This window comes from Melioribacter sp., from assembly GCF_049325435.1.
GTDB classification, from domain to species: Bacteria; Bacteroidota; Ignavibacteria; order Ignavibacteriales; family Melioribacteraceae; genus Melioribacter; species Melioribacter roseus.
Genome location: NZ_JBMOLD010000011.1, coordinates 23,660 through 46,330 on the forward strand (window position 1 = coordinate 23,660; position 22,671 = coordinate 46,330).

The 22,671-nt window shown below is 41.3% G+C and carries 19 protein-coding genes; 6 read left to right on the top strand and 13 right to left on the bottom strand.

What is annotated here, in order from left to right:
• Positions 1 to 5: 5 nt before the first annotated feature.
• A complete protein-coding gene (locus ACOYVE_RS07940) occupies positions 6 to 1,070 on the bottom strand; it encodes a hypothetical protein (RefSeq protein ID WP_422881485.1) in 1,065 nt (354 codons plus the stop codon).
• A 130-nt stretch (positions 1,071 to 1,200) separates the two neighbouring features.
• Here ACOYVE_RS07940 and ACOYVE_RS07945 point away from each other — a divergent pair, with 130 nt between their 5' ends.
• Genes ACOYVE_RS07945 through ACOYVE_RS07970 form a run of 6 tightly spaced genes read left to right on the top strand, consistent with a single transcriptional unit; the run spans position 1,201 to position 7,131 of the window.
• A complete protein-coding gene (locus ACOYVE_RS07945) occupies positions 1,201 to 1,788 on the top strand; it encodes a TetR/AcrR family transcriptional regulator (protein ID WP_014856606.1) in 588 nt (195 codons plus the stop codon).
• A 46-nt stretch (positions 1,789 to 1,834) separates the two neighbouring features.
• Positions 1,835 to 3,307 (top strand): TolC family protein, encoded by a 1,473-nt coding sequence (locus ACOYVE_RS07950; protein ID WP_422881487.1) that lies wholly within the window; start codon positions 1,835 to 1,837, stop codon positions 3,305 to 3,307.
• Positions 3,300 to 4,280, top strand: a complete 981-nt coding sequence (locus ACOYVE_RS07955; protein ID WP_014856604.1) for an HlyD family secretion protein — start codon at positions 3,300 to 3,302, stop codon at positions 4,278 to 4,280. Before ACOYVE_RS07950 ends, ACOYVE_RS07955 begins: the two co-directional genes overlap by 8 nt.
• A 51-nt stretch (positions 4,281 to 4,331) precedes the next feature.
• The gene (locus tag ACOYVE_RS07960) at positions 4,332 to 5,453 is read left to right on the top strand and encodes an ABC transporter permease (protein WP_157867377.1); all 1,122 of its coding nucleotides are present in this window, start codon (positions 4,332 to 4,334) and stop codon (positions 5,451 to 5,453) included.
• Positions 5,450 to 6,610, top strand: a complete 1,161-nt coding sequence (locus ACOYVE_RS07965) for an ABC transporter permease (RefSeq protein WP_014856602.1) — start codon at positions 5,450 to 5,452, stop codon at positions 6,608 to 6,610. The genes ACOYVE_RS07960 and ACOYVE_RS07965 overlap by 4 nt, the downstream gene beginning before the upstream one ends.
• Positions 6,607 to 7,131, top strand: coding sequence for an outer membrane beta-barrel protein (locus tag ACOYVE_RS07970; protein WP_014856601.1), 525 nt, complete (start codon positions 6,607 to 6,609; stop codon positions 7,129 to 7,131). The genes ACOYVE_RS07965 and ACOYVE_RS07970 overlap by 4 nt, the downstream gene beginning before the upstream one ends.
• Positions 7,132 to 7,200: 69 nt before the next feature.
• Here ACOYVE_RS07970 and ACOYVE_RS07975 read toward each other — a convergent pair whose 3' ends face one another.
• The 12 genes from ACOYVE_RS07975 to ACOYVE_RS08030 all read right to left on the bottom strand — a co-directional run bounded on the left by ACOYVE_RS07975 (position 7,201) and on the right by ACOYVE_RS08030 (position 22,636).
• On the bottom strand, positions 7,201 to 10,842 hold the full coding sequence (locus ACOYVE_RS07975) for an alpha-amylase family glycosyl hydrolase (protein WP_014856600.1): 3,642 nt from the start codon (positions 10,840 to 10,842) through the stop codon (positions 7,201 to 7,203).
• A 90-nt stretch (positions 10,843 to 10,932) separates the two neighbouring features.
• The gene (locus ACOYVE_RS07980; protein WP_014856599.1) at positions 10,933 to 12,021 is read right to left on the bottom strand and encodes a prephenate dehydrogenase/arogenate dehydrogenase family protein; all 1,089 of its coding nucleotides are present in this window, start codon (positions 12,019 to 12,021) and stop codon (positions 10,933 to 10,935) included.
• 1 nt (position 12,022) lies between these two features.
• Entirely contained in the window at positions 12,023 to 13,036 is a 1,014-nt protein-coding gene (gene aroF / locus ACOYVE_RS07985; protein ID WP_014856598.1) for a 3-deoxy-7-phosphoheptulonate synthase, read from the bottom strand.
• Between the two features lie 14 nt (positions 13,037 to 13,050).
• Positions 13,051 to 13,662 carry a DUF1684 domain-containing protein gene (locus tag ACOYVE_RS07990; protein ID WP_014856597.1) on the bottom strand — a complete coding sequence of 204 codons (612 nt, stop codon included), beginning with the start codon at positions 13,660 to 13,662 and terminating at the stop codon, positions 13,051 to 13,053.
• Complete coding sequence (gene mutS / locus ACOYVE_RS07995; RefSeq protein WP_014856596.1) at positions 13,659 to 16,277, bottom strand: DNA mismatch repair protein MutS; 2,619 nt, start codon at positions 16,275 to 16,277, stop codon at positions 13,659 to 13,661. The genes ACOYVE_RS07990 and mutS overlap by 4 nt, the downstream gene beginning before the upstream one ends.
• 172 nt (positions 16,278 to 16,449) lie before the next feature.
• Positions 16,450 to 16,983: an outer membrane beta-barrel protein gene (locus ACOYVE_RS08000; RefSeq protein ID WP_014856595.1), complete on the bottom strand. Its 534-nt coding sequence runs from the start codon at positions 16,981 to 16,983 to the stop codon at positions 16,450 to 16,452.
• A 107-nt stretch (positions 16,984 to 17,090) separates the two neighbouring features.
• Entirely contained in the window at positions 17,091 to 17,435 is a 345-nt protein-coding gene (locus ACOYVE_RS08005; protein WP_014856594.1) for a nuclear transport factor 2 family protein, read from the bottom strand.
• 15 nt (positions 17,436 to 17,450) lie between these two features.
• Positions 17,451 to 17,900, bottom strand: a complete 450-nt coding sequence (locus ACOYVE_RS08010; protein ID WP_014856593.1) for a hypothetical protein — start codon at positions 17,898 to 17,900, stop codon at positions 17,451 to 17,453.
• Positions 17,901 to 17,969: 69 nt separating this feature from the next.
• Positions 17,970 to 19,523 (bottom strand): NAD(P)/FAD-dependent oxidoreductase, encoded by a 1,554-nt coding sequence (locus tag ACOYVE_RS08015; protein ID WP_422881492.1) that lies wholly within the window; start codon positions 19,521 to 19,523, stop codon positions 17,970 to 17,972.
• Position 19,524: 1 nt separating this feature from the next.
• The gene (locus ACOYVE_RS08020; protein ID WP_014856591.1) at positions 19,525 to 20,316 is read right to left on the bottom strand and encodes an SDR family oxidoreductase; all 792 of its coding nucleotides are present in this window, start codon (positions 20,314 to 20,316) and stop codon (positions 19,525 to 19,527) included.
• Between the two features lie 145 nt (positions 20,317 to 20,461).
• Positions 20,462 to 21,679 carry an acetate/propionate family kinase gene (locus tag ACOYVE_RS08025; RefSeq protein ID WP_014856590.1) on the bottom strand — a complete coding sequence of 406 codons (1,218 nt, stop codon included), beginning with the start codon at positions 21,677 to 21,679 and terminating at the stop codon, positions 20,462 to 20,464.
• A 9-nt stretch (positions 21,680 to 21,688) separates the two neighbouring features.
• A complete protein-coding gene (locus ACOYVE_RS08030) occupies positions 21,689 to 22,636 on the bottom strand; it encodes a 3-hydroxyacyl-CoA dehydrogenase family protein (RefSeq protein WP_014856589.1) in 948 nt (315 codons plus the stop codon).
• Between the last annotated feature and the right edge of the window lie 35 nt (positions 22,637 to 22,671).

Here is a 22,671-nt window from a genome sequence, read left to right on the forward strand (position 1 = left end):
TTTTCTCAGAACATATATCCGACGCCTAAATTGAAAAGAGTGGTTTCCTGCGAACCGAGTTCTTTAGTCCGCATGCCGTAATCTATTTTAAATACCACTTTGTCGATCGGTTTTACCGAACAGCCGACCATCCAGTAGGAATAGTGATTCGCCTTTTCGGAATCGCCTCCGGTAATAGTCGACGCTGCCGTATTATAATCGGAATACCTTACAAAAGGAATTACTTTCGTTTTCCAGTTCAACAGCCCGGAAATGTCGTACCCGAGGTCGAGATAAAATCCGTTGGATTTTCTCAAATTATATTTTTCATAGTCGATATTACCGTATTCAAATACTATGTAAAGATTATTCATCCTGTAATCAGCATGAACTTCATAAATTGATATTGCATTTTGCGAAGTGTCGCCCGAAGCGTTATTGTATGTGTAAGAACCGCCTACTTTCAATCCGTTAAACCCGACATAATCGAGGCGCAGATTATACAACAAATCCTCCGCATCGGCTTTATAACCTTTTAGTCTTCCGCTTCGGATGGCATTCGATTCGCTGAATTTGTCGCTGTCGAGCCCTTCCATTATGGTCAGCTTATAGTCGAACGACTTGTAATTCCCGAAGAAAGAAATTCCATTGCCAAACCAGGTAGTGGGAATAATTTTGTTATGATAATCCGGTCTTTCGACACCGAAGAATAACGGCGGTTCATGATATTCGTTAATCAGTCCGACTGAAGGCAAAATGACGCCGGCCTGGAATCCGAACCAATCGGCGTGTCTGTATTCCACATAAGCTTGCTCAAGCTCAAGCTCTCCCTGTCCGTTTTGCACAAAGTTGTGCTCCAGCTCAACTTCCGACTTAAACGACCATTTTTCATTGAAATTATAGCTGAGGAAAGTCACGAACCTGTGAAAATCCAGAGTCTTGGAAGCTTTTGAATTTTCAGTTTTCGAATAATTGTAATGGAGTTCGCCGTATCCGCCAATAGTGGCTTTGGATTCGAAAAACTCGTCTGTTTGAGCAACAGACGTTAAACCGAAAGCAAAAAACATTAGTAAGGAAAAGTAGAAACGCATAAAGTATACCTCCGCATAGATTGATTTTTATTTAGACCAAATATAAATTATAAAAAATAATTTTCCAAATTTTCTTGACAAAAATTTGGCAGTCGATTATTTTTGAATTGTGATTCATTAATAATAAGCCATGAGAGTAAAAGAAGGAAATAAAGAGAGAGACATTCTCGAAGCTGCGGTCGATATATTCGCGCGTCATGGATTCCACAAAGCCAAAATTTCCCAGATTGCGGATCAGGCGGGAGTTGCCACCGGGAGCGTTTATCTTTATTTTAAGAATAAGGACGATATCCTAATCAAAATTTATAACACGCTCTGGGAAAAACTCTACAGCGAATTGATCGCGATTACAGGAAACGAAGCTCTTTCCCCCATCGAAAAAGTAGACGCAATGATCGACCTTATTTTCGACATGTTTACGGAAAATCCCTCAGTGGCAATTGTGTTTGTCAACGAGCAGGAAAGTATGAATCGAATATCAGGCGATAAATACTCGCTCTATTACGAAAAATTCTTGGACGAAGGCGAAAAAGTAATCAAAGAAGGAATAAAAGCCGGATTTTTTAACAAGAATATCGATCTAAAAATATTCCGGCACTTCATATTCGGCTCCATACGCAATCTGCTCCATCAATGGGCAATGACTCCCAGCAAATTGCCCCTGAGTAAAATTCGTCAAAATTTTAAGTTTTTAATCAAACACGGAATTATGAAATAATTTTTTTAATTATTTATGAATAATGATTCATTTTTCGGAATAAGCCATGCATAGAAGCAAAATTCTTTTAACGTTGTTTTTTATTGCCGGCATATTAAAAGCTCAATATCTCGAAATATCTCTTCGAGAATCGATTGAGCTTGCACTTGAAAACAGTTTTACGGTAAAAAAATACGAGTCCCGCCTTAAATCAAAACAGGCCGAAGAGAAGAAAACCTGGGGTAATTTTCTACCTTCGGTCTCGGTGGAGGCATCGTACACTCACTTAAATGACGACATGAGTATAAACTTGAATCCGATTAAAGATGCCATCATAAGCCTGGAAGCCGCTTCGCAGACCGAACTACAAAATATTTATAATATTTTAAACGGTCTCCCTGCATTTAACGACGCCCAAAAATCGGCGGTACGAACACAAATTGCTTCGGGGCTGAATTCACTTCTCTCCCCGTTCAGTATGACTTTTAAAAAACAGGATTTTAAAACCGCCACCTTAGTCGGCTATCAACCCATCTTTTTGGGCGGTAAACTTTTGGCTGCAAAGAATTACGCATCGAGCGAGCTTAAGTCTGCCGAACTCGAATTGGAATCAGTCAAAAATCAACTTTGCTATAAAGTCGCCGATGCATACTTTCAAGTGATTCTAATAGAAGAGATAGTCAAAACCAGACAATCGGTACTCGAGGGTATCCGTCAGCATAAGGAAGACGCCTGGAAATTATACAAAGAAGGCCTGATTTCATATAATAATTATTTAAGAGCGGAAGTAGCGCTTGCGGACGCCGAAACAAATTTACTTAACGACAAAAACAATCTGGAGCTTGCGCTCATAAATTTCAAGCAACTCTTAAATATTCCACAGAATGCCGAAATAAGACTGACCGACAGCCTTTCCTATAACAATACGGATTTGCGCATTGACGAACTAAAAGCCGAAGCTTTTAACAAGCAGCCGCTGTTAAACATCATTAGAACCAAAAAAGACGCCGCCAGACAAAATTATAATCTTGCCCGTTCCGAGTTTTTACCTAAGCTGCTCGCTTTCGGAAAATACGAAATGTATCCCGAGTATTTATCTTCCCTGGAGCCGCGTTGGGCAGTAGGACTTCAATTAAATATCAATTTGTTCAACGGTTTCAGAAGTTATCTCGATTTGCAGAAAGCAAGTTATCTGGAATCCGAAGTTGAACAGACAATGAACGAATCGTTTCAGCAGATTAATCTATGGATTACAAAATCATACACCGAAGCTAATAACGCTTCCGAAAGATTTAAGAAGTTAGAAACCGACATGAAATTAGCCCAAGAAAACCTTCGACAAAACGAAAAACGATTCCTGAACGGAATGGGAACTTCATTGGAGGTCGTGGACGCCAGATTGTCTCTCGAAAAAGTCGAACTCGAGAGAACCGCCTCTTTATACCAATATTATAAGTCGTTAGCCGAGCTATTTTATGCCTCGGGTGATTTCGACAAATTTTTTGACGTTTGGAAGAATCAGGAGCTTTCACATGAATAAGAAAATCATAATTCCATCTTTAGCAATCGTATTTTTCAGTTTAGCGTTCTTTATTGCATTTTCCGGTATCTCCTCCGGCGACGAAAAGATTATTACCGGTTTGGTCGAATCTCGTCAAGTCGACGTATCCTCTAAAATACCCGGAAGGCTTAAGAAAATATTTGTCCGCGAGGGAGACAAAGTAAATATTGGAGACACACTTGCAATAATTGAAAGCAGGGAGCTCGAAGCCAAATTGAAACAGGCAAAAGGAGCCTTAGAAGCGGCGAATGCGAAATATCGGATGGCTCTCAACGGCGCTCGTGATGAAGAAAAAGAAGCCGCTATGAATTTATATCTCCAGGCTAAATCTCAATACGAATACGTTTCCAAAACTTATAATCGATTTAAAGAGCTATATAAAGAAAATGTTATTTCGCTGCAGGAATTCGACGAAATCGAATTTAAATACAATGCAGCAAAAGCCCAGATGGAAGCCGCAAAAGCCAAATACGACATGGCTCTCAAAGGCGCGCGCGAAGAAGAGATTTCGGCGGCGCGCGGACTTGTTACTCAAGCGGAGAACGCCTACAACGAAGTTCTGGCTTATTATGAGGAGCTTGTGATTAAATCTCCCATTTCAGGCGAAGTAACCGACATCTACGCCGATATAGGAGAACTGATTAATTCAGGCTACCCAGTTTTTTCAATTCTTCCCGAAAACGACCGATATGTAATACTTCACGTCCGAGAAGACGAAATGCAAAATATCTCCAAGGGGAAAATTTTCAAGGCAACCATTCGGGCTCTCGGCAACAAGGAACTGTCAGTGAAGGTTAATTACATTTCCCCTTTGGGCGATTTTGCAGATTGGAAACCTACAAACCGGAAAGGCGATTTCGATCTTAAAACCTTTGAAGTTCATCTGGTCCCAATTGATAATAATTTCAAGCTTCTGCCGGGCATGACGGCTCAGATAAATTTAGAGAATTAGGAAATGAATTTGCAAACAATATATCGTATCGCAAAGAGAGAAATTCGGGGCATGAGCGGAACCTCAATATTCATTGCGGTTGTTATGCCCTTCATTCTTATACTGATACTCAATTCGATATATAAAAAAGAAATTTTACGCGAGTTGCCCGTAGCGGTTTACGACTGCGACAGAAGCGAGCTTTCGCGAAAATTAATACGGCTTATCGACGCTTCCCCGTCAATGGAAATAATCGATTCATACGTTTCAATCGATATGATTGAAGACGGTTTCAATAGCGGCAAAACGGAAGCGGTCTTTTATATACCCTCGGATTTCGAACGTTCAATTAAGCGAGGGCTGCAATCTAGGATAATTGTGTACAAAAACAGCTCTAATATTATTACGAGCAATCTCATATTAAAAGACGCTTCCACAATCGTCAAGACTTTTTCGGCCGGAACGCTGCTTAATAAATTCGAAAAGAATTCGATGAACGAAACAATCGCCTACCCGTTGGTTAATCCGGTTAAAATAGAAACGAGTTCGCTCTATAATCCCAACTACAGTTACGTGAGCTACCTGCCGCCCGGCTTAATAGCTTTTACGCTTCAGATCGCTATTATGCTTTCGACGTCGCTGATAATAAATTCCGAATTTACCGGAAGAGCCTTTGGAGAACTGATTTTGATTTCGCGCGGGAACTCTTTATTAATCTTTGCGGGAAAGTTCGCGCCTTACTTTACGCTTTATTTTTTCATGACGTTGATAATTCTTTTTATAATTTTTCCGCTCTACAATATAGCTGTTAATGGTTCGTACGTCGTATTATTACTGCTATTTATTATTTTCATCGCCGTCAACGTCAATTCGGGTATATTGATATCCTCGTTATTTAATGATCAACTTTTTGCAACCGAGCTGACAATATTCATAAACACCCCCGCTTTTATACTCAGCGGTTATACTTTCCCGGTTTGGGCAATGCCCTCGGTTCATAAAGCCCTGGCTTATTCAATGCCGTTTACGTACTTCCTCGAAGCCTTTATAAAAATCATCCGCGCCGGCGCGAATCCGTCAGATATGACGTCGGAATTAGCTGCGCTAATATTCTTTGCGATAATCACATTTGCAGCGGCATATATTGCGTTAAAATACAGAATCAATAAAATTACCAGCGAACAACTTAAATGAGAATTAAAAACATCATAAAAAATATAACATGCCTTATTGTCGACGAATCGCGAAACATTAGAAGAGACTTTGATCTTCTTTCAATACTCATTCTCGCTCCGTTATTTTATTCTTTCTTCTACAGCTCCGTATATATCAATAAAGTGGAGCGGGACGTTCCGGTGGCTGTGGCCGACTTAGACAAAACAAAATCCTCGAGAGAATTAATTCGTTTACTCGACGCCCACTCTAATATCGGCGTCAAATACGAAATCGAATTCCCTGACGAAAAGTTGTTAAGCGAAGGCTCGGTTCAGGGAATAATTGTTATTCCGAAGCATTACGAAGAAAGATTGAAAAGACACGAAAAGAACGCTATTAAAGTATATCTGAACACATCGCGTTTTTTGATTTCGAATGATTTAAATAAAGGTATAAACGAAACCGTCGCTTCTATCAACGATGAAATTAAAAGTTCTGTTTTCATATCGAAAGGCTATGCTCCGGAACAGGCGAAGATATTATCCGAGCCCGTGCAACTTGAAATCCGTAACTTGTTTAATTTGTCGGACAGCTACGGTTATTATTTAATACCCGCCGTTTTGGTTCTTATATTGCACCAGACGCTATTAATGGGCGTTTCCGAAAGCATAGCCCAAATGAGGGAAAACGACGAAATCACATTGTGGGGGGATAATTACGGTATATTGCAAACACTTATTGCGAAGGGTATTTACTATATACTTCTGTATTCCGTATATCTGTTGTTTTTTACTATTATAATTTTCCCTCTGTTCGGAATTGATTTCAAAGGCAGTTATATCGTTCTTACAATAACCGGATTTCTGTTCCTCGGCAGCGTTGTTTATTTCGGTATTTTTATTTCTTCATTCTTCAAGAAAAAATTACACGCGCTTCAGATAATGGCTCTCACATCGTATCCCATATTTCTCTTTTCGGGATACAGCTGGAAATTAGATGCAATGCCTATTGTAATTAAATTGTTGAGTTATTCAGCGCCATTCACGCCTTACATGAATCTTTTTACGCGGTTATCTCAAGCCGGGGCGGGCATTCCAAACCTCCTGCCCGAGATTTTACATCTTACATTGCTTCTATTGTTCTACTTAGCCGCTTCTCTAATCAGAATTCACAAATTAAACAGAGGTATAAAATGAAACGATTATTAACGTTATTGATACTTGTAACTTTGCCGCTATCCGCTTTTTCTCAAAGCAGAGTCTCGGCAGGAATTATTTTCAGTCACTTCAACAACATCGGCGACAAAGGAATTACCGATATAAAAACTCCCGTCGGTTACGGAGCGCTAGCCGGATACGACATTACAGAAGAATTTACCGTAGCATTTACAGTAGAATATCTGAAAGGCGACATGAAAGAATTGAGCGGTAAAGAAACCGATTACAGAACCGGTTTAACCGCCGTAGTTAAACCGTTTAATACTGATTTGATCTTTCCCTATATATCCGCCGGATTTGTCACGTCATATAAGAAATATGACTACGACAACTTGCCCTCCGACGATAAATTCAAATTGTACGCACGGTATGGCGCAGGCGTCGATTATAAACTGCTCGACAATCTTTCGATTAATTTCGACATGGGCGTTTATTTCAACGGAATGGAATTCTCAGGATGGACGAACAGCTTGGGATTGAGAATAACTCCCAATTTATAAGTTCAGCTCTATGAGCTGTGCTTCACACAACCCCTGTGACGGCGGAGTCATAACGGCTCTGCCGTTTTATTATTTTCTCAAAAAATCTTTAAATATATCGAGTCGGTAACCGGATTCTTCCGAAAGCTTTTTAATCACTGTATATTTCTTGAAAGCGTTATTAATGATTTTCACTATTTCTTTTTCCGAATTTTCTTCGGCTCTTTCGTTATCATTTTCCGTGAGTATATACATAATTATTTTTTCGATTACCGAGAGCGTAAATAGCCAATCTAAAAATTCCTCGAAATTTTCCTTGCTGAAATAAACTACTCCTTCGTATTCATTGACACCGATATATGTTCTAACCGACTCGTCATTCAGCAAATTGAGTATACAATTGAACTCGTATTTTCCGTTCTCTACTTGTTCATTCTTCCCGCCGTCGCAAAACATTTCGATGGCTCCGTTATTGATGTCCTGCAAGATTTTAAGCAGCAATAATTCCCGCAACAATTCGAATTCGCCCTTGCCGATTCTTTTGAGTATTTGCCTGATGGGCGAATCGAGCAATATCTTGTTAATGTAATTTTTCTTGTTCAAATCTCCATCGTCTTCGAAAAGCGACGACATATTCGATACTACCAGCCATATCAAATAAAGGATCGTATCGTCTTTGTAGTTTCTGTATTCATTTGTAATTATTGCTTTATGCAGTTCCTTATTCGGAATATTTTCATCCACAATAAAATGCCTCTGTAATGCGCCGTTTAGAAACTTCAGGGCTTCGACTTCGAGTTCGAAATTTTTCCATATCAAATGATTATCCGACTCGATTTCAAATTGCGCGCAAACGGTGTCGATTAATTTATTGAATCTCCCTTTTAAAATTGATTCTCCGCTGTTTATATCTTCCGATCCGTGAATATAATTATCGTAAAATTCCTCCAATGAATCATCTTCGAAAATATCGAGGAATGTTTTGTGTATCGGTTCGAGTTGCATTTCTATCATTGCTCGAGATATGCTTGGAACGCCTTTCCCCTGTAGTTTACGTTCGAGCTTTTTCCAATCTCCGAATTCATCGTAGATTTCTCTGAAATCCAGAAACACAGCAGATTGGAATCCTTTTAGTTCTATATAGAATCCGTCGATCGAAAGGTCATAGCCGGATTTGAGATATTCGAGATTTGTTACATGTTCTCTAAAGACGTAATAATAATTTTTAGAGGATTTAATGTCGAGAGCGTCTGAAAGAGTTTTTACGTGTAATTCTTTCTTACCTCCTCGCTGCACCAATTTGGGCGTAGATCTGAATATTTTCCCGGAGGTTGCTTCGTATTTATTATTATAAAACACGAGAGTCTTCTCGTCGTTTTCCCTGTTGGTAAAAGATATTACGTTTTCGTTGACATGCCCGTAGTCGTCAATAAAATCGTAAAGCCAGAAATTTTCAACATTGCTGAACAAATATCTTTTGCCGAGGAGAGGAAATATTTCTCTTTCATGCCGGTCGATTAACCATTGATTCGGCGATTCGTGATAGTACGCCCTTTGATATTCCATTCCGTATTTTTCGGTAAGACCTTCAATTTGACCGTGAGCAAACATCGGCAATCCGGGCAAAGTCGACATTAAGATACAAACACCGAAATATTTATCGTCCGAGCCGAATTGTTTTATTGCTGTTTCTTCGTCGGGATTGCTCATAAAATTAACATACCGTTTTAGTATTTCAGGTTCGAATTCAAGTGTGTTCGTAATCAAATCCCTGAATTTATCGTTCTCTTCTTTCATCAGCATATGCATAAAAGCCGAATTATAGACCCGATGCATGCCGAGCGTTCTTACAAAATATCCTTCCATTAACCAGAATGCCTCTGCAAGGAGTAGAGTGTCGGGCATCTCCTGATTAATTCTGTCGACTACTTCGCGCCAAAATTCTTTGGGAAACAATCTGTCGAATTCTTCTTTGGTCATCGAAAAATCCGACCTCGAGGGGATGTCCCCGCCTTTGCCCGGTTCCGGATACCAGAGTCTCGAAAAGTGCCTTTTGGTTAAAGTCATCGCCGCGTCGAATCGAATAATCGAAAATTTGCGAGCCACTTCGAATATTTTCTGAATTACGGCTTCGCGCACTTCCGCTTTGATCATATCCAGTTGCGCAGTATCGTTCCACGGCATATTAGTGCCGTCGTTGCCGTGATAAATATAACGCCTTTCGCCCGTATGATTATTAATCCATTCGAATACGACAGCCGCGTCAGAACGATCCCAATACCCGTCCTCTATTCGAATTTGGACAGACGGATCGTCCGACAAATTAGGTCCCGTGAAACTGTATGACGGGAACGGAGGGTAAGATGCCTGTATGAAATAATCCGGGTGTTCCACAATCCAGCGGGAATAAATTCCCGTATGGTTTGGCACCATATCGCTTGCGAGACGTATGCCGAAATGTCTGGCTCTTTTATTCAGGTTTTGATAAGCTTCTTCTCCGCCCAGATCTTCGGCAATTATATAATCGTAGAGTGAATAAGCCGACCCGATAGCGTCTACATTTCCCATCAAGTGTTTAATCTTTTTCGATGCGCTGCTTCTTTCCCATATGCCGATCAACCAGAGCGCGTTGAACCCCCAGCGTCTTAAAGTTTCGAGTTCCTCATCGGGTATTTGATCAAGTCTTTTTATTGGCCTCTGGTATTTCTTACTCAGTTGATCGAGCCATACATAAGTATTTTTTGCAATCAATACTACTTTGGGCATCCAATCGGTATCGGCGGTAAAATTTTCCGGCTCTTCATAATCTTTTTGCGCTTCGAGGGCATACTGATAACCTGATTTACCGAGACGAAGAATATCGGCATTGTCCGGAACTCCAAAGAAATTCGGAGCTACCGCCGGCGCTCCGCCGGGACCTCCGCCCTGTATATATTCTTCTTTAATAAAATCTTTGCTGCGCAATAATTTTTTCAAAAAATCTTCATTTAATAAAACGCCCCACTTTTCTCTTATAAAATCGAGTTGCCCTTCTATATCTTCCGGACTGTATTGAAACGGCGTTTTGAAAAAAGTAAATAAATCCTGATTTTCCAATCCGAAGCGCTTTTCTTCTTTGAAGAACTGTTCCAGAATTTCTATACTCTTGTAATAAAGGTCTTTCTCCTTGAAATAATTATCGTCGAATAATTCTCTGATTTTTTTGTTAGCGGGATTTTGATTTGCAAAATGAAGAAGTATCAACTCTTCCAGTACAATATCGGTATTCTTTTTCCCGGCGGTCATCGAATTGAGATAATCGTAAATTCCGATACGCCCCCTGAATATATCGGTAGTAGGGAATAATTCTAAAAATTCAAACAGCAACTTTCTATACTGATTTTCACTCAAATGTTTCGTAATAAAATCGGCGGCTCGTTCGATTACTCCCGGATTAACGTTTTCCTCATAAATCCTGAAAAGGTAATGGTAAATTTCGTCGATTAATGCCGCTGCATTAACTTTGCCTGCCTGAACGTAATCCGAAGGATTTCGCTTAGAGTTGATTTTATGAACAAGCTTGCGGACTGCATGAAAGTCTGCAAAAACCAAATTGCCTTCTATCGAAAAGAATTCATCTTCGATATCGTATTTTTTTCGGATATCTGCCGCAACATGAAATTCATATTTGGGATACGAATTTTTACTTAGATTATACGGAAACAGCGACGAAGCGACTTTAGTTTTTGCCATCTTGCTTTATTCATCTGGTTTATGATGTGTAATATAATCAAATATAACTATTTAAGGTAAGGATAAATTGCCTCCGGAAATCCGTAACGATTAAATGCGCGTCGTAAATCCGATGCTCTCGATAATATGTTTGGCTTTATCCGCGTCCTGTTGAGTTTCGAAAGAAATCCTAAACGTGCCGCCGGAGCCTAATCTTATTTTCAACAGTTCCAGATCCCTTATATTAATTCCCGCTTCATAGAGCGCAGAGGTTATTTTGGCAAGCACTCCCGGCTGGTCTTTAACAAAGACAAAAATGTCGAAGAGCGGGTTGATAAAGCCTTTAGTATTCTTTGGAATTTCGTCTCTTTTTTTGCGGGCGCTTTCGAATTTTTCCGCCAATAGTTTGTAGTTTCCCTTTTCTATAGCGTTTTTCAATTCCGTAAGATCGTACGAAAAATTATCTATAGCCTGTAAAATATTTTTTTGATTGTATCTGATTATCGGCTCCCAGAGGTTAAAATCGCTGGCGGCAATGCGAGTCATATCTCTGAATCCGCCTGCTGCGAAATCGAAGAAATTAATATCGCTGTCTTTAATAACTGCGGAGTTAATCAACGATACCGAAAGTAATTGCGGCAAATGACTGACTGCAGCAACTATTATATCGTGCACTTTCGGATTCAAGAAAGTAATATGCGCGCCGGTTGAATGTATAAGATCCGCAAATTCATTCAACGTCGGATAGTTTTTTGACGAGTCGCTTAAAATATAAACGCTGTTTTCAAATAAGGTAGAATCGGAATGCTCGTAACCGTTTTTTTCTTTTCCCGCCATAGGATGACCGCCGATATAAAACCCGCTGCAATTGCCGCCGCATTCGTTCCATATTTGATGGAATATTTCTTTTACGCTGCAGACGTCCGATATTGTCTGCCCCGGCTTCAGTTTCGGAATCAAATTCTTAAAAGTTTCTATCGATTTGTCGACGGGGAAGCAAAGGAATATCAAATCGTCGTCCAATGCATCTTCTACTGTATCGAGTCCGCGGTCGATTGCCTTTTCGTTGAGCGCTTTTTCGAGCACATCGCGGCGGTCGTAAGCCGAAATTAACAAACCGGGATTTGCCGATTTAAGCGCTTTGGCTAACGACCCGCCGATTAATCCCAAACCGAGAAAAGCTATTTTTTTAAAGTGCAATTTATAATGACCTGTTAATTACCTTTGCTATAGCATCGAGCTCTTTCATCAGATTTATAAAAGTATCGGGTAATAAAGCCTGAGGGCCGTCAGAAAGAGCCCTTTCTGGGTCGTCGTGTATCTCGATCATTAAACCGTCCGCTCCAGCGGCTACGGCGGCTCTTGCCATCGGCGGCACCTGATCGCGCAATCCGGTAGCATGAGAAGGATCGGCTATTACCGGTAAATGACTCTTCTTATGGACAATCGGAATAGCCGACAGGTCGAAAGTATTTCGCGTGTAAGTTTCGAATGTTCTGATTCCTCTTTCGCAGAGCATCACATCCGGATTGCCGCCGCTCAAAATATACTCGGCAGACATGAGCCATTCCTCGATCGTAGCGGCAATGCCGCGTTTCAACATAACCGGTTTCTTCACATTGCCCAGTTCCTTCAACAACGGAAAGTTTTGCATATTGCGCGCGCCCACCTGGAAAATATCGGTGTACGGTTCGATCAACTCGATATGACTTATCTGCATTACTTCGGTTATTACAAGCAGGTTATATTTATCGGCTGCCGCGCGCATCATTTTCAAACCTTCGACGCCCAAACCTTGAAACGAATAAGGCGAGGTTCTCGGTTTGAACGCGCCGCCCCTTAAAATTTTTGCGCCGGATTTGGCTACGGTTTCGGCAAGTTTGAAAATCTGATCTTCGTTTTCGACCGAGCATGGACCCGCCATCATTGCTATTTTATTGCCGCCAATTTCCACGTCCTTAATTTTTATTACAGTATTTTCCTCTTTGAAACTCCGGCTGGCAAGTTTGTACGGAGTGGTAACCCTGTAAACGTCTTCCACTCCCTCGAGGATGCTGATATTTCGTATGTCGAAATTGGGCTGAACTCCGATTGCGCCTATTATAGTTTTTTCGGCTCCTTCGGAAATATGAACTTTGAAGCCGTAATTTTCCAAATGATTTATTACGTTTTGAACCTGCTCTTTTGTAGCGTTTTTTTCGAGTATTACAACCACTTTAAATTACCTCCTTAATTATGAAATTTTTTTTCGCCCGCCCTTATTTCCAACGGAATATAATCTTCCTTCGAAGGTATTGCACAGGAATAATTCGGGTTGTACGCGCAATACGGGTTATAAGCAAGATTAAAATCGATAGTGTAAATATAATTCGGATCATCCTGTTTTTCAAAATCGAGATATCTGCCCACCCCATAGGATTCTTTGTTCGTAGTTTTATCAGTGAACCAGATTGAATAATATTTTGTCCCGTCGCTTCCGGTCGATTCGTATACATTTACTTTATATTCTTCTCCTCCGTAGTGAAATTTCACATAACCGTATTTAATCGTTTCCCTCGGCTCTCCTTTAGTTCCGTATATTATAACCGTATCTTTTTCCGGATATTCATACAATTTACTTTTGAAAACGAATTCTGGATTTACATCGAAATAATTCAGTTCGTGAAATTCCACTTTATTTTTGAAATTAAACGGTGAGCGGGGGTCCGATTTCATAAATTCGTTAACTTGCCCGCGATGTTCTTCAATTTTCTTTATGTACGCCGTTTCTTCGGGCGATAATTTATCCGAACACGAGATAATAAAAACGGACAAAAACAATACGTAATAAAGTAGTTTCATGTTTTTTTCTCTTCTTTAATTTTTCTTTTTAATTCGTTCAATTTGTTGAGCGCCTCAATCGGCGTAATAGAATCGATCGGCAAGTCTTCAATTTCTTTACGCAATTCTTCGTCTTTCATTTCAAAGAGACTTATTTGCATTTCGTCGTTTTTTCTGATGCGGGAAATTTTTTCTTTTTTAATTTCATAAGGAGTCAGCTCTTTACTCTCGAGATTGAGCAGAATTTCTTTGGCGCGGTTTGTTACGTAAACCGGCAATCCCGCCATCTGCGCCACCTGAATTCCGTAACTGTGGTCTGCGCCGCCCGGTTTGACTTTATGCAGAAAGATAACTTTATCGCCGTACTCTCTCACATCGACTTTATAATTTTTTATTCTGGGAAAAATCTCCGCCATTTCGTTCAACTCGTGATAATGCGTGGCGAAGAGAGTCTTTGCGGCAATTTCAGGATTTTCGTGCAAATATTCCGTAATAGCCCATGCAATCGAAATGCCGTCGAAGGTGCTCGTACCTCTTCCTATTTCATCGAGCAGAATGAGACTTTTATTTGTAGCATTGTTCAAAATATTTGCGGCTTCCTGCATTTCGACTAAAAACGTACTTTCTCCCGTCGTTATGTTATCGCTGGCTCCGACACGCGTAAAAATTCTGTCGACTATACCGATTCGCGCTTCTTTTGCGGGGACGTAAGAACCGATTTGCGCCATCAGTACGATTAAACCGATCTGCCTCAAATAAACCGACTTTCCCGCCATATTCGGACCGGTTAGAATTATTATCTGGTCTTCCGAAGAAGATAAACGACAACTGTTGGGAGTAAATTTTTCGCCGGGAGGCAAAATCTGTTCCACTACCGGATGCCTGCCGTCAACTATGTCGATAACATCGGAGTCGTCGACCGTCGGTTTGACGTAATTGTACTGCTCCGCGCATTCTGCAAACGAGAGGAAACAATCGAGCATTGCAATCAAGCGGGCGTTCGTCTGTACCCGCTCGGTAGCCGCAGCAATCTGGTATCTGATCTGTTCGAACAATTCGAATTCCAACTTGGCGATATTATCCTGGGCATTTAGAATTTTTTCTTCGTATTCTTTTAACTCGGGAGTAATATAACGCTCGCTGTTAACGAGTGTTTGTTTCCTGATGTAATGAGCAGGAACTTTATCTTTATTGGCATGGCTTATTTCGATATAATAACCGAACACTTTATTGTAACTGACTTTCAAAGAAGAAACGCCCGTCTTTTGCCTTTCTTCTTTTTGCAAGTTCGCAATCCATTCTTTGGCGTTGAACGCCAGACTGCGCAATTCGTCAAGTTCGGGATTATATCCCGGTTTAATAACTCCGCCGTCGTGGAGCGAGGCAGGAGGCTCTTCATTGATTGCGTTTTCAATTTTTGCCACCAATTCTTCAAGAGGATTCATATTGTCGTTTATTTGCCGAAGCGTTTCGGCAGACGATTGATCGAGCAGTTGTTTTATCAAATGAATTTTTTTGAGAGAATTTTTCAGATTGATTACTTCCCTCGGATTAATTCTGCCTGTGCATGCTCTGGCAATCAATCTTTCGATGTCGCCGATTTCGCTTAACTCTTCGCGTAAATTTTTTCTGAGAGATTTATTCTCAAATAATTCTTCTACGCATTCCTGTCTTTTCAGTATCGGTTCGAGTTTTTTTAACGGAGTTGTAATCCACCGTTTAAGAAGACGTCCGCCCATCGAAGTGGAGGTTTTATCGAGAATCGATATTAGCGAGCCTTCCCTTTCGCCGCTTTGAATCGTAAATAAAATTTCGAGGTTTCTTTTTGTGGCGTAATCGAGCGCCATGTACTCGGTCGGATTATAAACCGATATTCGATTTATATGCGGAAGATTGGCTTTTTGGGTTTCGCGCAAATAATTGAGAGCCGCTCCCGCCGCCGACACTGCAAGATTCATATTTTCGATTCCAAAGCCTTTCAAGGTTTTGACCTCGAAATGATTAAGTATCAAATCCTGACAATAGTCGAAGTCGTATATCCAGTCGTCGATTTTCGTAATTCTTGCGTCTTTGGCATACCTGCCGATTAACGGCTCGAGTAAATTCTTCAATTTTTTCGGAATTAAAATTTCAGCGGGATTAATCAGTCCGAGCTGCTCGGGCAAAAGCTTTTTATCCGTTTCATAAGTTTGAAATTCGCCTGTCGAAATGTCGCAAAATGCGAGTCCGTATCTCTCCCCGTCTCCGTAAATCGAAAGCAGGTAATTATTTTTTTTATGGTCGAGCAATTTATCCGAGAAAGCCACACCCGGAGTGACCACTTCGATTACCTCTCGCTTTACAATTCCTTTGGCGAGTTTAGGGTCTTCCACCTGTTCGCAAACCGCCACTCGATAGCCTGCGCGCACCAGTTTGGGTAAATACGAATCGATGGCGTGGTGCGGAAAACCGGCAAGCGGAACGTCCTCTGCGGCGCCGTTGGCTCGTTTGGTTAATGTAATGCCTAAAACCTTAGAAGCAATTTTTGCGTCTTCCTCAAACGTTTCGTAGAAATCCCCCATCCTGAAAAGCAGGATTGTATCGGGATATTCCTTCTTTATCCTCGTATACTGAGCCATTAACGGGGTAACGCTCATACAGGTAAATCTCGATTTTTTGGGATAAAAATATACTATAATGAAAGACGAATAACAATTTGGATTGATTCAAGGGAGGTTGTGACAAATTAAATTACGTATATTTTTTCTCTTTTAGAATATTTAAAGGCTGCCCGTAACTGAGAGCAGCCTGTCGGTATTCGCTTAATCGTCAATGAATAAAGAAATTCACTCCGATACTGAAATTTATTATTTTGGTTACGTCATTTCCGGAATATAAGTTCGATTCCCCCAATTTAATCCTACTGTAATTTATCGCAGTTTCAATTGCAAAATAATTGGTAATAAAATAATCAGCTCCGCCCGAGAACTTGATTTCAGTATAGTTTGAAGACGAGCCGTTTTTCATTTCCATATAAGTCATCCCAGCTCCGAGATATGGTTTTAATTTTTTGCTTAAATCGAAATAATACCGAATCGCCGGACCGAAACCGTAATAATTGTCAGAATTGCTTTCAAATCCGTAATGAAAATAAGTCAATGAAATTGCGGTATATAAATTATCGACGAAGAAATATCCGATTTGCGGCTCGAAACGAAATTGATTAAAGGTGCTGCCGTCATTAGTTCTGCTTTCGTACGATATGGAACCGTTTAGCGTGTATGTGCCTTGCCCGACCGGAGATTGCGCCTGAAGAGTTCCGGATATCAGAAGCGTCAAAAAAAAGATTGCTGTTGGTTTCATGCGTCCCTCTTTGTTTGTTGATTTATATGGCTAATTAAGAAGAATTAGAATATATAATAATCGAGTAATTGCTTCTAACTATGTCTTGTACCCTCGTTAAAGCGAATTTATTTATTGTGTGTTTTCATAAAGCTCAGCTTATCCCAATACCCTCTTTGAAGTTTTATTTTACCGTCCTCGATGTAAAAGAATCCGCACCCTCTCAACCCCAGCGGATCGCGCCATTCAAGCGCAGCCCAATTTCCGTCCTGAAGCAGATTCTCCACAATGCAGACCATCTCGGCTTCGGCAAATTCTTTCTTAAACATATCCCTGATTGCGCTTTTGCCTTCGACCGGTTCATTTGGGATTTGGTAATTAACAGCGTCTTCGCTGTAGAGCTCCGACAATCCGCCCGCGTCTGCTTTATTGAAAAGTTTCACCCATTCTTTAACGACTTCAATCGCTTCCATGCGGCATTCCCTATTTTATAATCCCGTTTTAATATGAACGTATAAACTGAGAAAGACGACCGACAAAAAAGTAACAGCCGATAATATCAACCATTTCATACCCGTATACGACGCCGCTCCGGTCATTCCGCCAAGCGCGGCATAAGATAACGCAACATAAGGTGTCGTTATAATTTTATTTTTCCTGAAATCGATCTTCAATAAATAATCCAATAAAAATTCGACAATGATGAACAGACACAGCAATATCAACTGAAGATGATAGATAAACGGTCTATTGAATAAATGAGCTTTTATAAGCAGAAATAATGCGGGGAAACATGAGAATAGAAATAGAACGCCGAGAATATATTCCGTTTTCGGGCGCCTGTATAATCTCGCAATAAACAAAGCCGTCAGAATAATATTATCGAATACCGCAAGCAGAGCTCCTGTCAGATTATATGATTCTTTATCAATCATCATCTAAGTTTATAATTAGAATCCCTCTGGCAACAAAATAAATAAAATTGAATTTTAATCAAAAAAGAATTTTCACATAAGATAGCCGGCAATCGCCTCGGCTATTTTTTCGCCGTCGATTGCGGCCGAAACAATTCCGCCGGCATAGCCGGCTCCTTCTCCGGCGGGATAAAGACCCTCGATCTGTAAATGCCGAAACGTTGTTCTGTCTCTCGGAATACGAACCGGCGAACTTGTTCTCGTTTCGGCTGCTAAAATTTGGGCTTCGGCGGAAATAAAGCCCGGCATCTTTTTATTAAAAATCAGCAGAGCCTCGCGTAAACTCTTTTTAATCCGTTCGGGGAACAATTCGTTCAAGTCGTATGAAACCGCGCCCGGTATGTAAGACGTCGGCGGCAGGGAATCCGAGGACCTGCCCTTCAAAAAATCTATAACTCTTTGAGCGGGCGCTTTTTGATTTTTTCCTCCGGATTCAAATGCGGCAATTTCAATCGACTTCTGGAATTCCAATCCGGCAAAAACTCCGGCTTTTTTATATTCCTCCCAATCTTTTTCGTCCACAGCCACCACAAGTCCGGAATTTGCAAACGGCGAATCGCGTCTCGATAAACTCATACCGTTGAGCACCAGCTCGCCCGGCGCCGTAGAAGCCGGAACGATTATACCGCCCGGACACATACAAAAAGAATAAACGCCTTTATCATCCACCTGGCAGGCAATACTGTAGCTTGCCGCCGGCAAATTCGGATGCCGTTTTTTTGAGTGATACTGTATACTGTCGATCAAATTTTGCGGGTGCTCTATTCTTACTCCTAGCGCAAATGGCTTCGATTCTATCAGTATCCCCTTTTTGTCGAGCAAGTAATAGATATCTCTAGCAGAGTGGCCTACGGCTAAGATTACAGCCTCTGCAATATATTCCTTCTCATCGTTTACAATTACTCCTCCGATACGCGAATTTTCGATAATAAAATCCGTCACCCGCGAGTTGAAATGAATTTCGCCGCCGTGTTTCAGAATTGTTTCGCGTATGTTAGAGACTACTTTAGGCAAAATATTTGAGCCTATGTGAGGATGCGAATCAATCAGAATTTCGGATTGCGCCCCGTGGTAAACGAGAAGATTTAAAATCCTTTTTACGTCTCCCCTTTTAGTCGATCGCGTATATAATTTACCGTCGCTGTATGTTCCCGCGCCTCCTTCGCCGAAGCAATAATTGGAATCGGGATTAACAATGCCGAATTGTTGTATGGCTCTTAAATCTCTTCTTCTGCTTCGCACGTCTTTGCCTCTTTCCAGTATAATCGGCTTAATGCCGAGTTCAAGGAATCGTAAGGCTGCAAACATACCCGCGGGTCCGAAACCGACAATTATTACCCGCTTTCCTTTTTCTACGTTTTTAAAATCAAAATTGACCGTTTCTTCCGCAGGATTTTCATTGATAAAAACAACTGCTTTAATTCTGTAGACGGGATTTTTTCTGCGTGCGTCGACCGAGCGTTTTATTATCGACACGCGGGTAATCTCTTCGATATTAGTCCGGGTCTCTTTGGCCGCCGCATTTCGAATAAATTCATAATTAAAGATGTTTTCCGGCGGTATGATTAAGTCGATTTCTTTTTGCATGTCAATATGTCGATTTAATTACTCCGCCGTCTACGGCGATAGTGGAACCCGTAATATAGCCCGCTTGTTCGGAAGCCAGATAGACGATTAAAGAGGCAACTTCGTCCGGACGTCCGAGACGTTTCATCGGAACGTCGTTTGCCATCGAAGATAAAATTTCTTCGTGCGATACTCCGCTTTCCTTGGCTCGCACAACGGCTAATTCATAGAGTCTGGACGTCAAAGTATAACCCGGGGCTACATTATTGACGGTTATATTAAACTTTCCCACCTGATTGCTCAAGGTTTTTGCGAATGCGGTTACCGCGCTTCTAAATGAATTTGACAACACCAGGTTATTGACCGGCTGTTTGACAGAGAGGGAAGTAATATTAATTATTCTGCCCCAGTTTTTGGCTTTCATTCCCGGAAGAACAAGCCGGGTAAATCTTACTGCGCTCATAAGCACCTGCTGAAAAGCATCTTCCCAGTTTTTATCGTCTATAGTTTCGAAGAAACCCGGCGTCGGACCGCCGCAATTGTTTACGAGTATGTCGATATCGCCTAATTCTTCTTTTACTTTTTTGACCGTTGTTTCTATGTCTTCGCTTTTGTTGATATCGCATACAACCCACATCGGTTCTACGTTGAAAATATTCCGGATTTCGGAAACGGTTTTAAGCAAATTGTCTTTATTGCGGGAGCAGATTGCGACTTTGCATCCCTCTTTAATAAACAACTCTGCCGTAGCTCTCCCTATTCCCATACTGGCGGCAGTAACCAGAACGGTTTTTCCTTTCAAGAACAATTCCACTGAGCACCTCGCGGATAATTTATAATTATTAATGCGAAGATAATATTTGCGGTTATTATAAAAAAATAGCAGGCTCGTAAGAGCCTGCATTTAACAAATTAAGGAGGCTATGCTATGAAGAATTCCTCATACCGAGGAAACCGTTTTAAGAGGGGAGGTTATTTAACTGTTCTCTTACAATTTTTTCCGTGTCGAGCGCTATAACCAATTCTTCATTTGTCGGTATGCGCAATACTTTTACTTCCGAATCCTCGGACGATATAACAGCCTCTCCTTTGGGATTTTGGTTCAGATTTTCGTCGAGTTTAATACCGAGGAATTCCATATTGGCGCAGACGTCTCTTCTTACCATATCGGAATTTTCGCCGATGCCTCCCGTAAAGACTACCGCATCCAAGCCGCCCATTGCAGCGGCATATGCGCCGATATATTTTTTGATCCTGTATGTAAATACGTCGAAAGCATTTTTGGCTTTTTTATTCCCTTCGAGCACGGCGTTTTCAATTTCTCTCATATCGCTGCTTTCGCCGCTCAAACCGATCAATCCGCTGTGCTTGTTCAATAATGTATTTGCTTCGGAAATAGACAGACCTTCCTTGCCCATAATATAGAGAATAACGGACGGATCCATATCGCCGCTTCTCGTTCCCATTAAGAGGCCTTCGAGCGGGGTGAAGCCCATAGTAGTATCGACCGATTTACCGCAATCGACCGCCGCCATTGAGCATCCGTTACCCAAATGAGCGGTAATTATTTTCAATTCTTCAATAGGACGATTCAAGAGAGCCGCGGCTCTTTCCGATACGTAACGATGCGAAGTTCCGTGAAATCCGTATCGTCTGATTTTATACTTTCGGTACAATTCATATGGAATGCCGTACAAAAAGGCTTTCGGAGGCATTTGAACGTGGAATGCAGTATCGAATACCGCAACCTGAGGCACATTAGGAAGTTGTTCTTTGGTTGCATTAATTCCTTTGATATTCGGGGGATTGTGGAGCGGCGCCAGTTCGATATTTTCTTTAATAGCGTTCATCACCTGATCGGTAATTAGAACCGAGCCGGAAAAAGTTTCGCCGCCGTGAACCACTCTGTGGCCTACCGCGTCGATCTCTTTCTTATCTTTAATTACGCCGTGATTAGGACTGAGCAATACTGCAATTACATATTCAATGGCAATCGAATGGTCCAGAATTTCGCCCACAATTCTTATCTTCTCTTTTCCGTGGGGCGTATGCGTCAATACCGCGCTCGACATTCCGATTCGTTCAACCATTCCTTTGGCAAGGGCTATTTTCTCATCGGTGTCGAAGAATTGATATTTGATCGAAGAACTTCCGCTGTTTAATACCAGAACTTTCATTTCAAACCTCTATTGCATCGTTGAAGTAATTATTTTTCCGTCGGCGTCGTATTTAAAGAAACCTTCGCCTGTTTTCTTGCCGAGCTTTCTTTCCCGTACGAGTTTTCGCAGAATCGGGCACGGTCTGTAACGCGGTTCGCCCAGGCTGTGCCATAAAGTTTCCATCCAGGCAAGGACTTCGTCCAGTCCCATGGTATCTGCCATTTCGAGAGGACCCATCTTAAAATTGTAGCCCAATTTCATTGCCGTGTCGATATCCTGCGCCGATGCAATACCTTCGAGTAGAATGTACATCGCCTCGTTCAGCAAAGGAACGATTGCGCGCGTTGTTACGAAACCGGGATACTCGTATACCTGTACAGGAGTTTTACCGATTCGCGCTGCAAATTTTTTTATAATCTCGACCGTCCTGTCGGAAGTCTCGAGCGCGCGCACCAATTCGACCAACGGAACTTTCGGAACGGGATTCAAAAAGTGCATACCGATAATCTTATCGGGTCTCTTTGTAACTTCGGCAATCTTAGTCAAACTGAGCGTAGAGGTATTCGAGATAAAAATCGTATCGGGTTTTGCTATTTCGTCGAGTTCTTTGAAAATCTGTTTTTTCAGTTCGTAATTTTCGTCGACGGCTTCAATAACCAGATCGCATTCCGGAATTTCCGATCGGTCGGTAGTCCATTTAATTCTGCTCAGAATCGATTTCATTTCGCTTTGCGTCATCGCCCATCTGGAAATTTCTCTTTCCATCGAGGCTTTGAGACTTTCCTGCGATTTCTTGCAGTTTTCCTCGTCTTTTTCGATTATAACAACGTCGATGCCGGCAGCCGAAATAGTTTGAGCTATTCCGCGCCCCATCAAACCGCCTCCGATAATAGCGACATAGTCGATTTTGTCTTTATCGCCGTTGGCTAATTTTTCGCCCAGGAGATCTTCCAGGCGTAATTTTTCTTCGGACATTTCTTACCTTAATTTTTTGTGCGAATCGCAACAAA

Coding starts and splice junctions, on each gene's coding strand:
- ACOYVE_RS08000 (WP_014856595.1), bottom strand. CDS start 16,983: ATGAAACCAACAGCAATCTTTTTTTTGACGCTTCTGATATCCGGAACT.
- ACOYVE_RS07955 (WP_014856604.1), top strand. CDS start 3,300: ATGAATAAGAAAATCATAATTCCATCTTTAGCAATCGTATTTTTCAGT.
- ACOYVE_RS07965 (WP_014856602.1), top strand. CDS start 5,450: ATGAGAATTAAAAACATCATAAAAAATATAACATGCCTTATTGTCGAC.
- mutS (WP_014856596.1), bottom strand. CDS start 16,277: ATGAGCGTTACCCCGTTAATGGCTCAGTATACGAGGATAAAGAAGGAA.
- ACOYVE_RS08005 (WP_014856594.1), bottom strand. CDS start 17,435: ATGGAAGCGATTGAAGTCGTTAAAGAATGGGTGAAACTTTTCAATAAA.
- ACOYVE_RS08010 (WP_014856593.1), bottom strand. CDS start 17,900: ATGATGATTGATAAAGAATCATATAATCTGACAGGAGCTCTGCTTGCG.
- ACOYVE_RS07975 (WP_014856600.1), bottom strand. CDS start 10,842: ATGGCAAAAACTAAAGTCGCTTCGTCGCTGTTTCCGTATAATCTAAGT.
- ACOYVE_RS07950 (WP_422881487.1), top strand. CDS start 1,835: ATGCATAGAAGCAAAATTCTTTTAACGTTGTTTTTTATTGCCGGCATA.
- ACOYVE_RS07945 (WP_014856606.1), top strand. CDS start 1,201: ATGAGAGTAAAAGAAGGAAATAAAGAGAGAGACATTCTCGAAGCTGCG.
- ACOYVE_RS08025 (WP_014856590.1), bottom strand. CDS start 21,679: ATGAAAGTTCTGGTATTAAACAGCGGAAGTTCTTCGATCAAATATCAA.
- ACOYVE_RS07960 (WP_157867377.1), top strand. CDS start 4,332: ATGAGCGGAACCTCAATATTCATTGCGGTTGTTATGCCCTTCATTCTT.
- ACOYVE_RS08015 (WP_422881492.1), bottom strand. CDS start 19,523: ATGCAAAAAGAAATCGACTTAATCATACCGCCGGAAAACATCTTTAAT.
- ACOYVE_RS08030 (WP_014856589.1), bottom strand. CDS start 22,636: ATGTCCGAAGAAAAATTACGCCTGGAAGATCTCCTGGGCGAAAAATTA.
- ACOYVE_RS07990 (WP_014856597.1), bottom strand. CDS start 13,662: ATGAAACTACTTTATTACGTATTGTTTTTGTCCGTTTTTATTATCTCG.
- ACOYVE_RS07970 (WP_014856601.1), top strand. CDS start 6,607: ATGAAACGATTATTAACGTTATTGATACTTGTAACTTTGCCGCTATCC.
- ACOYVE_RS07940 (WP_422881485.1), bottom strand. CDS start 1,070: ATGCGTTTCTACTTTTCCTTACTAATGTTTTTTGCTTTCGGTTTAACG.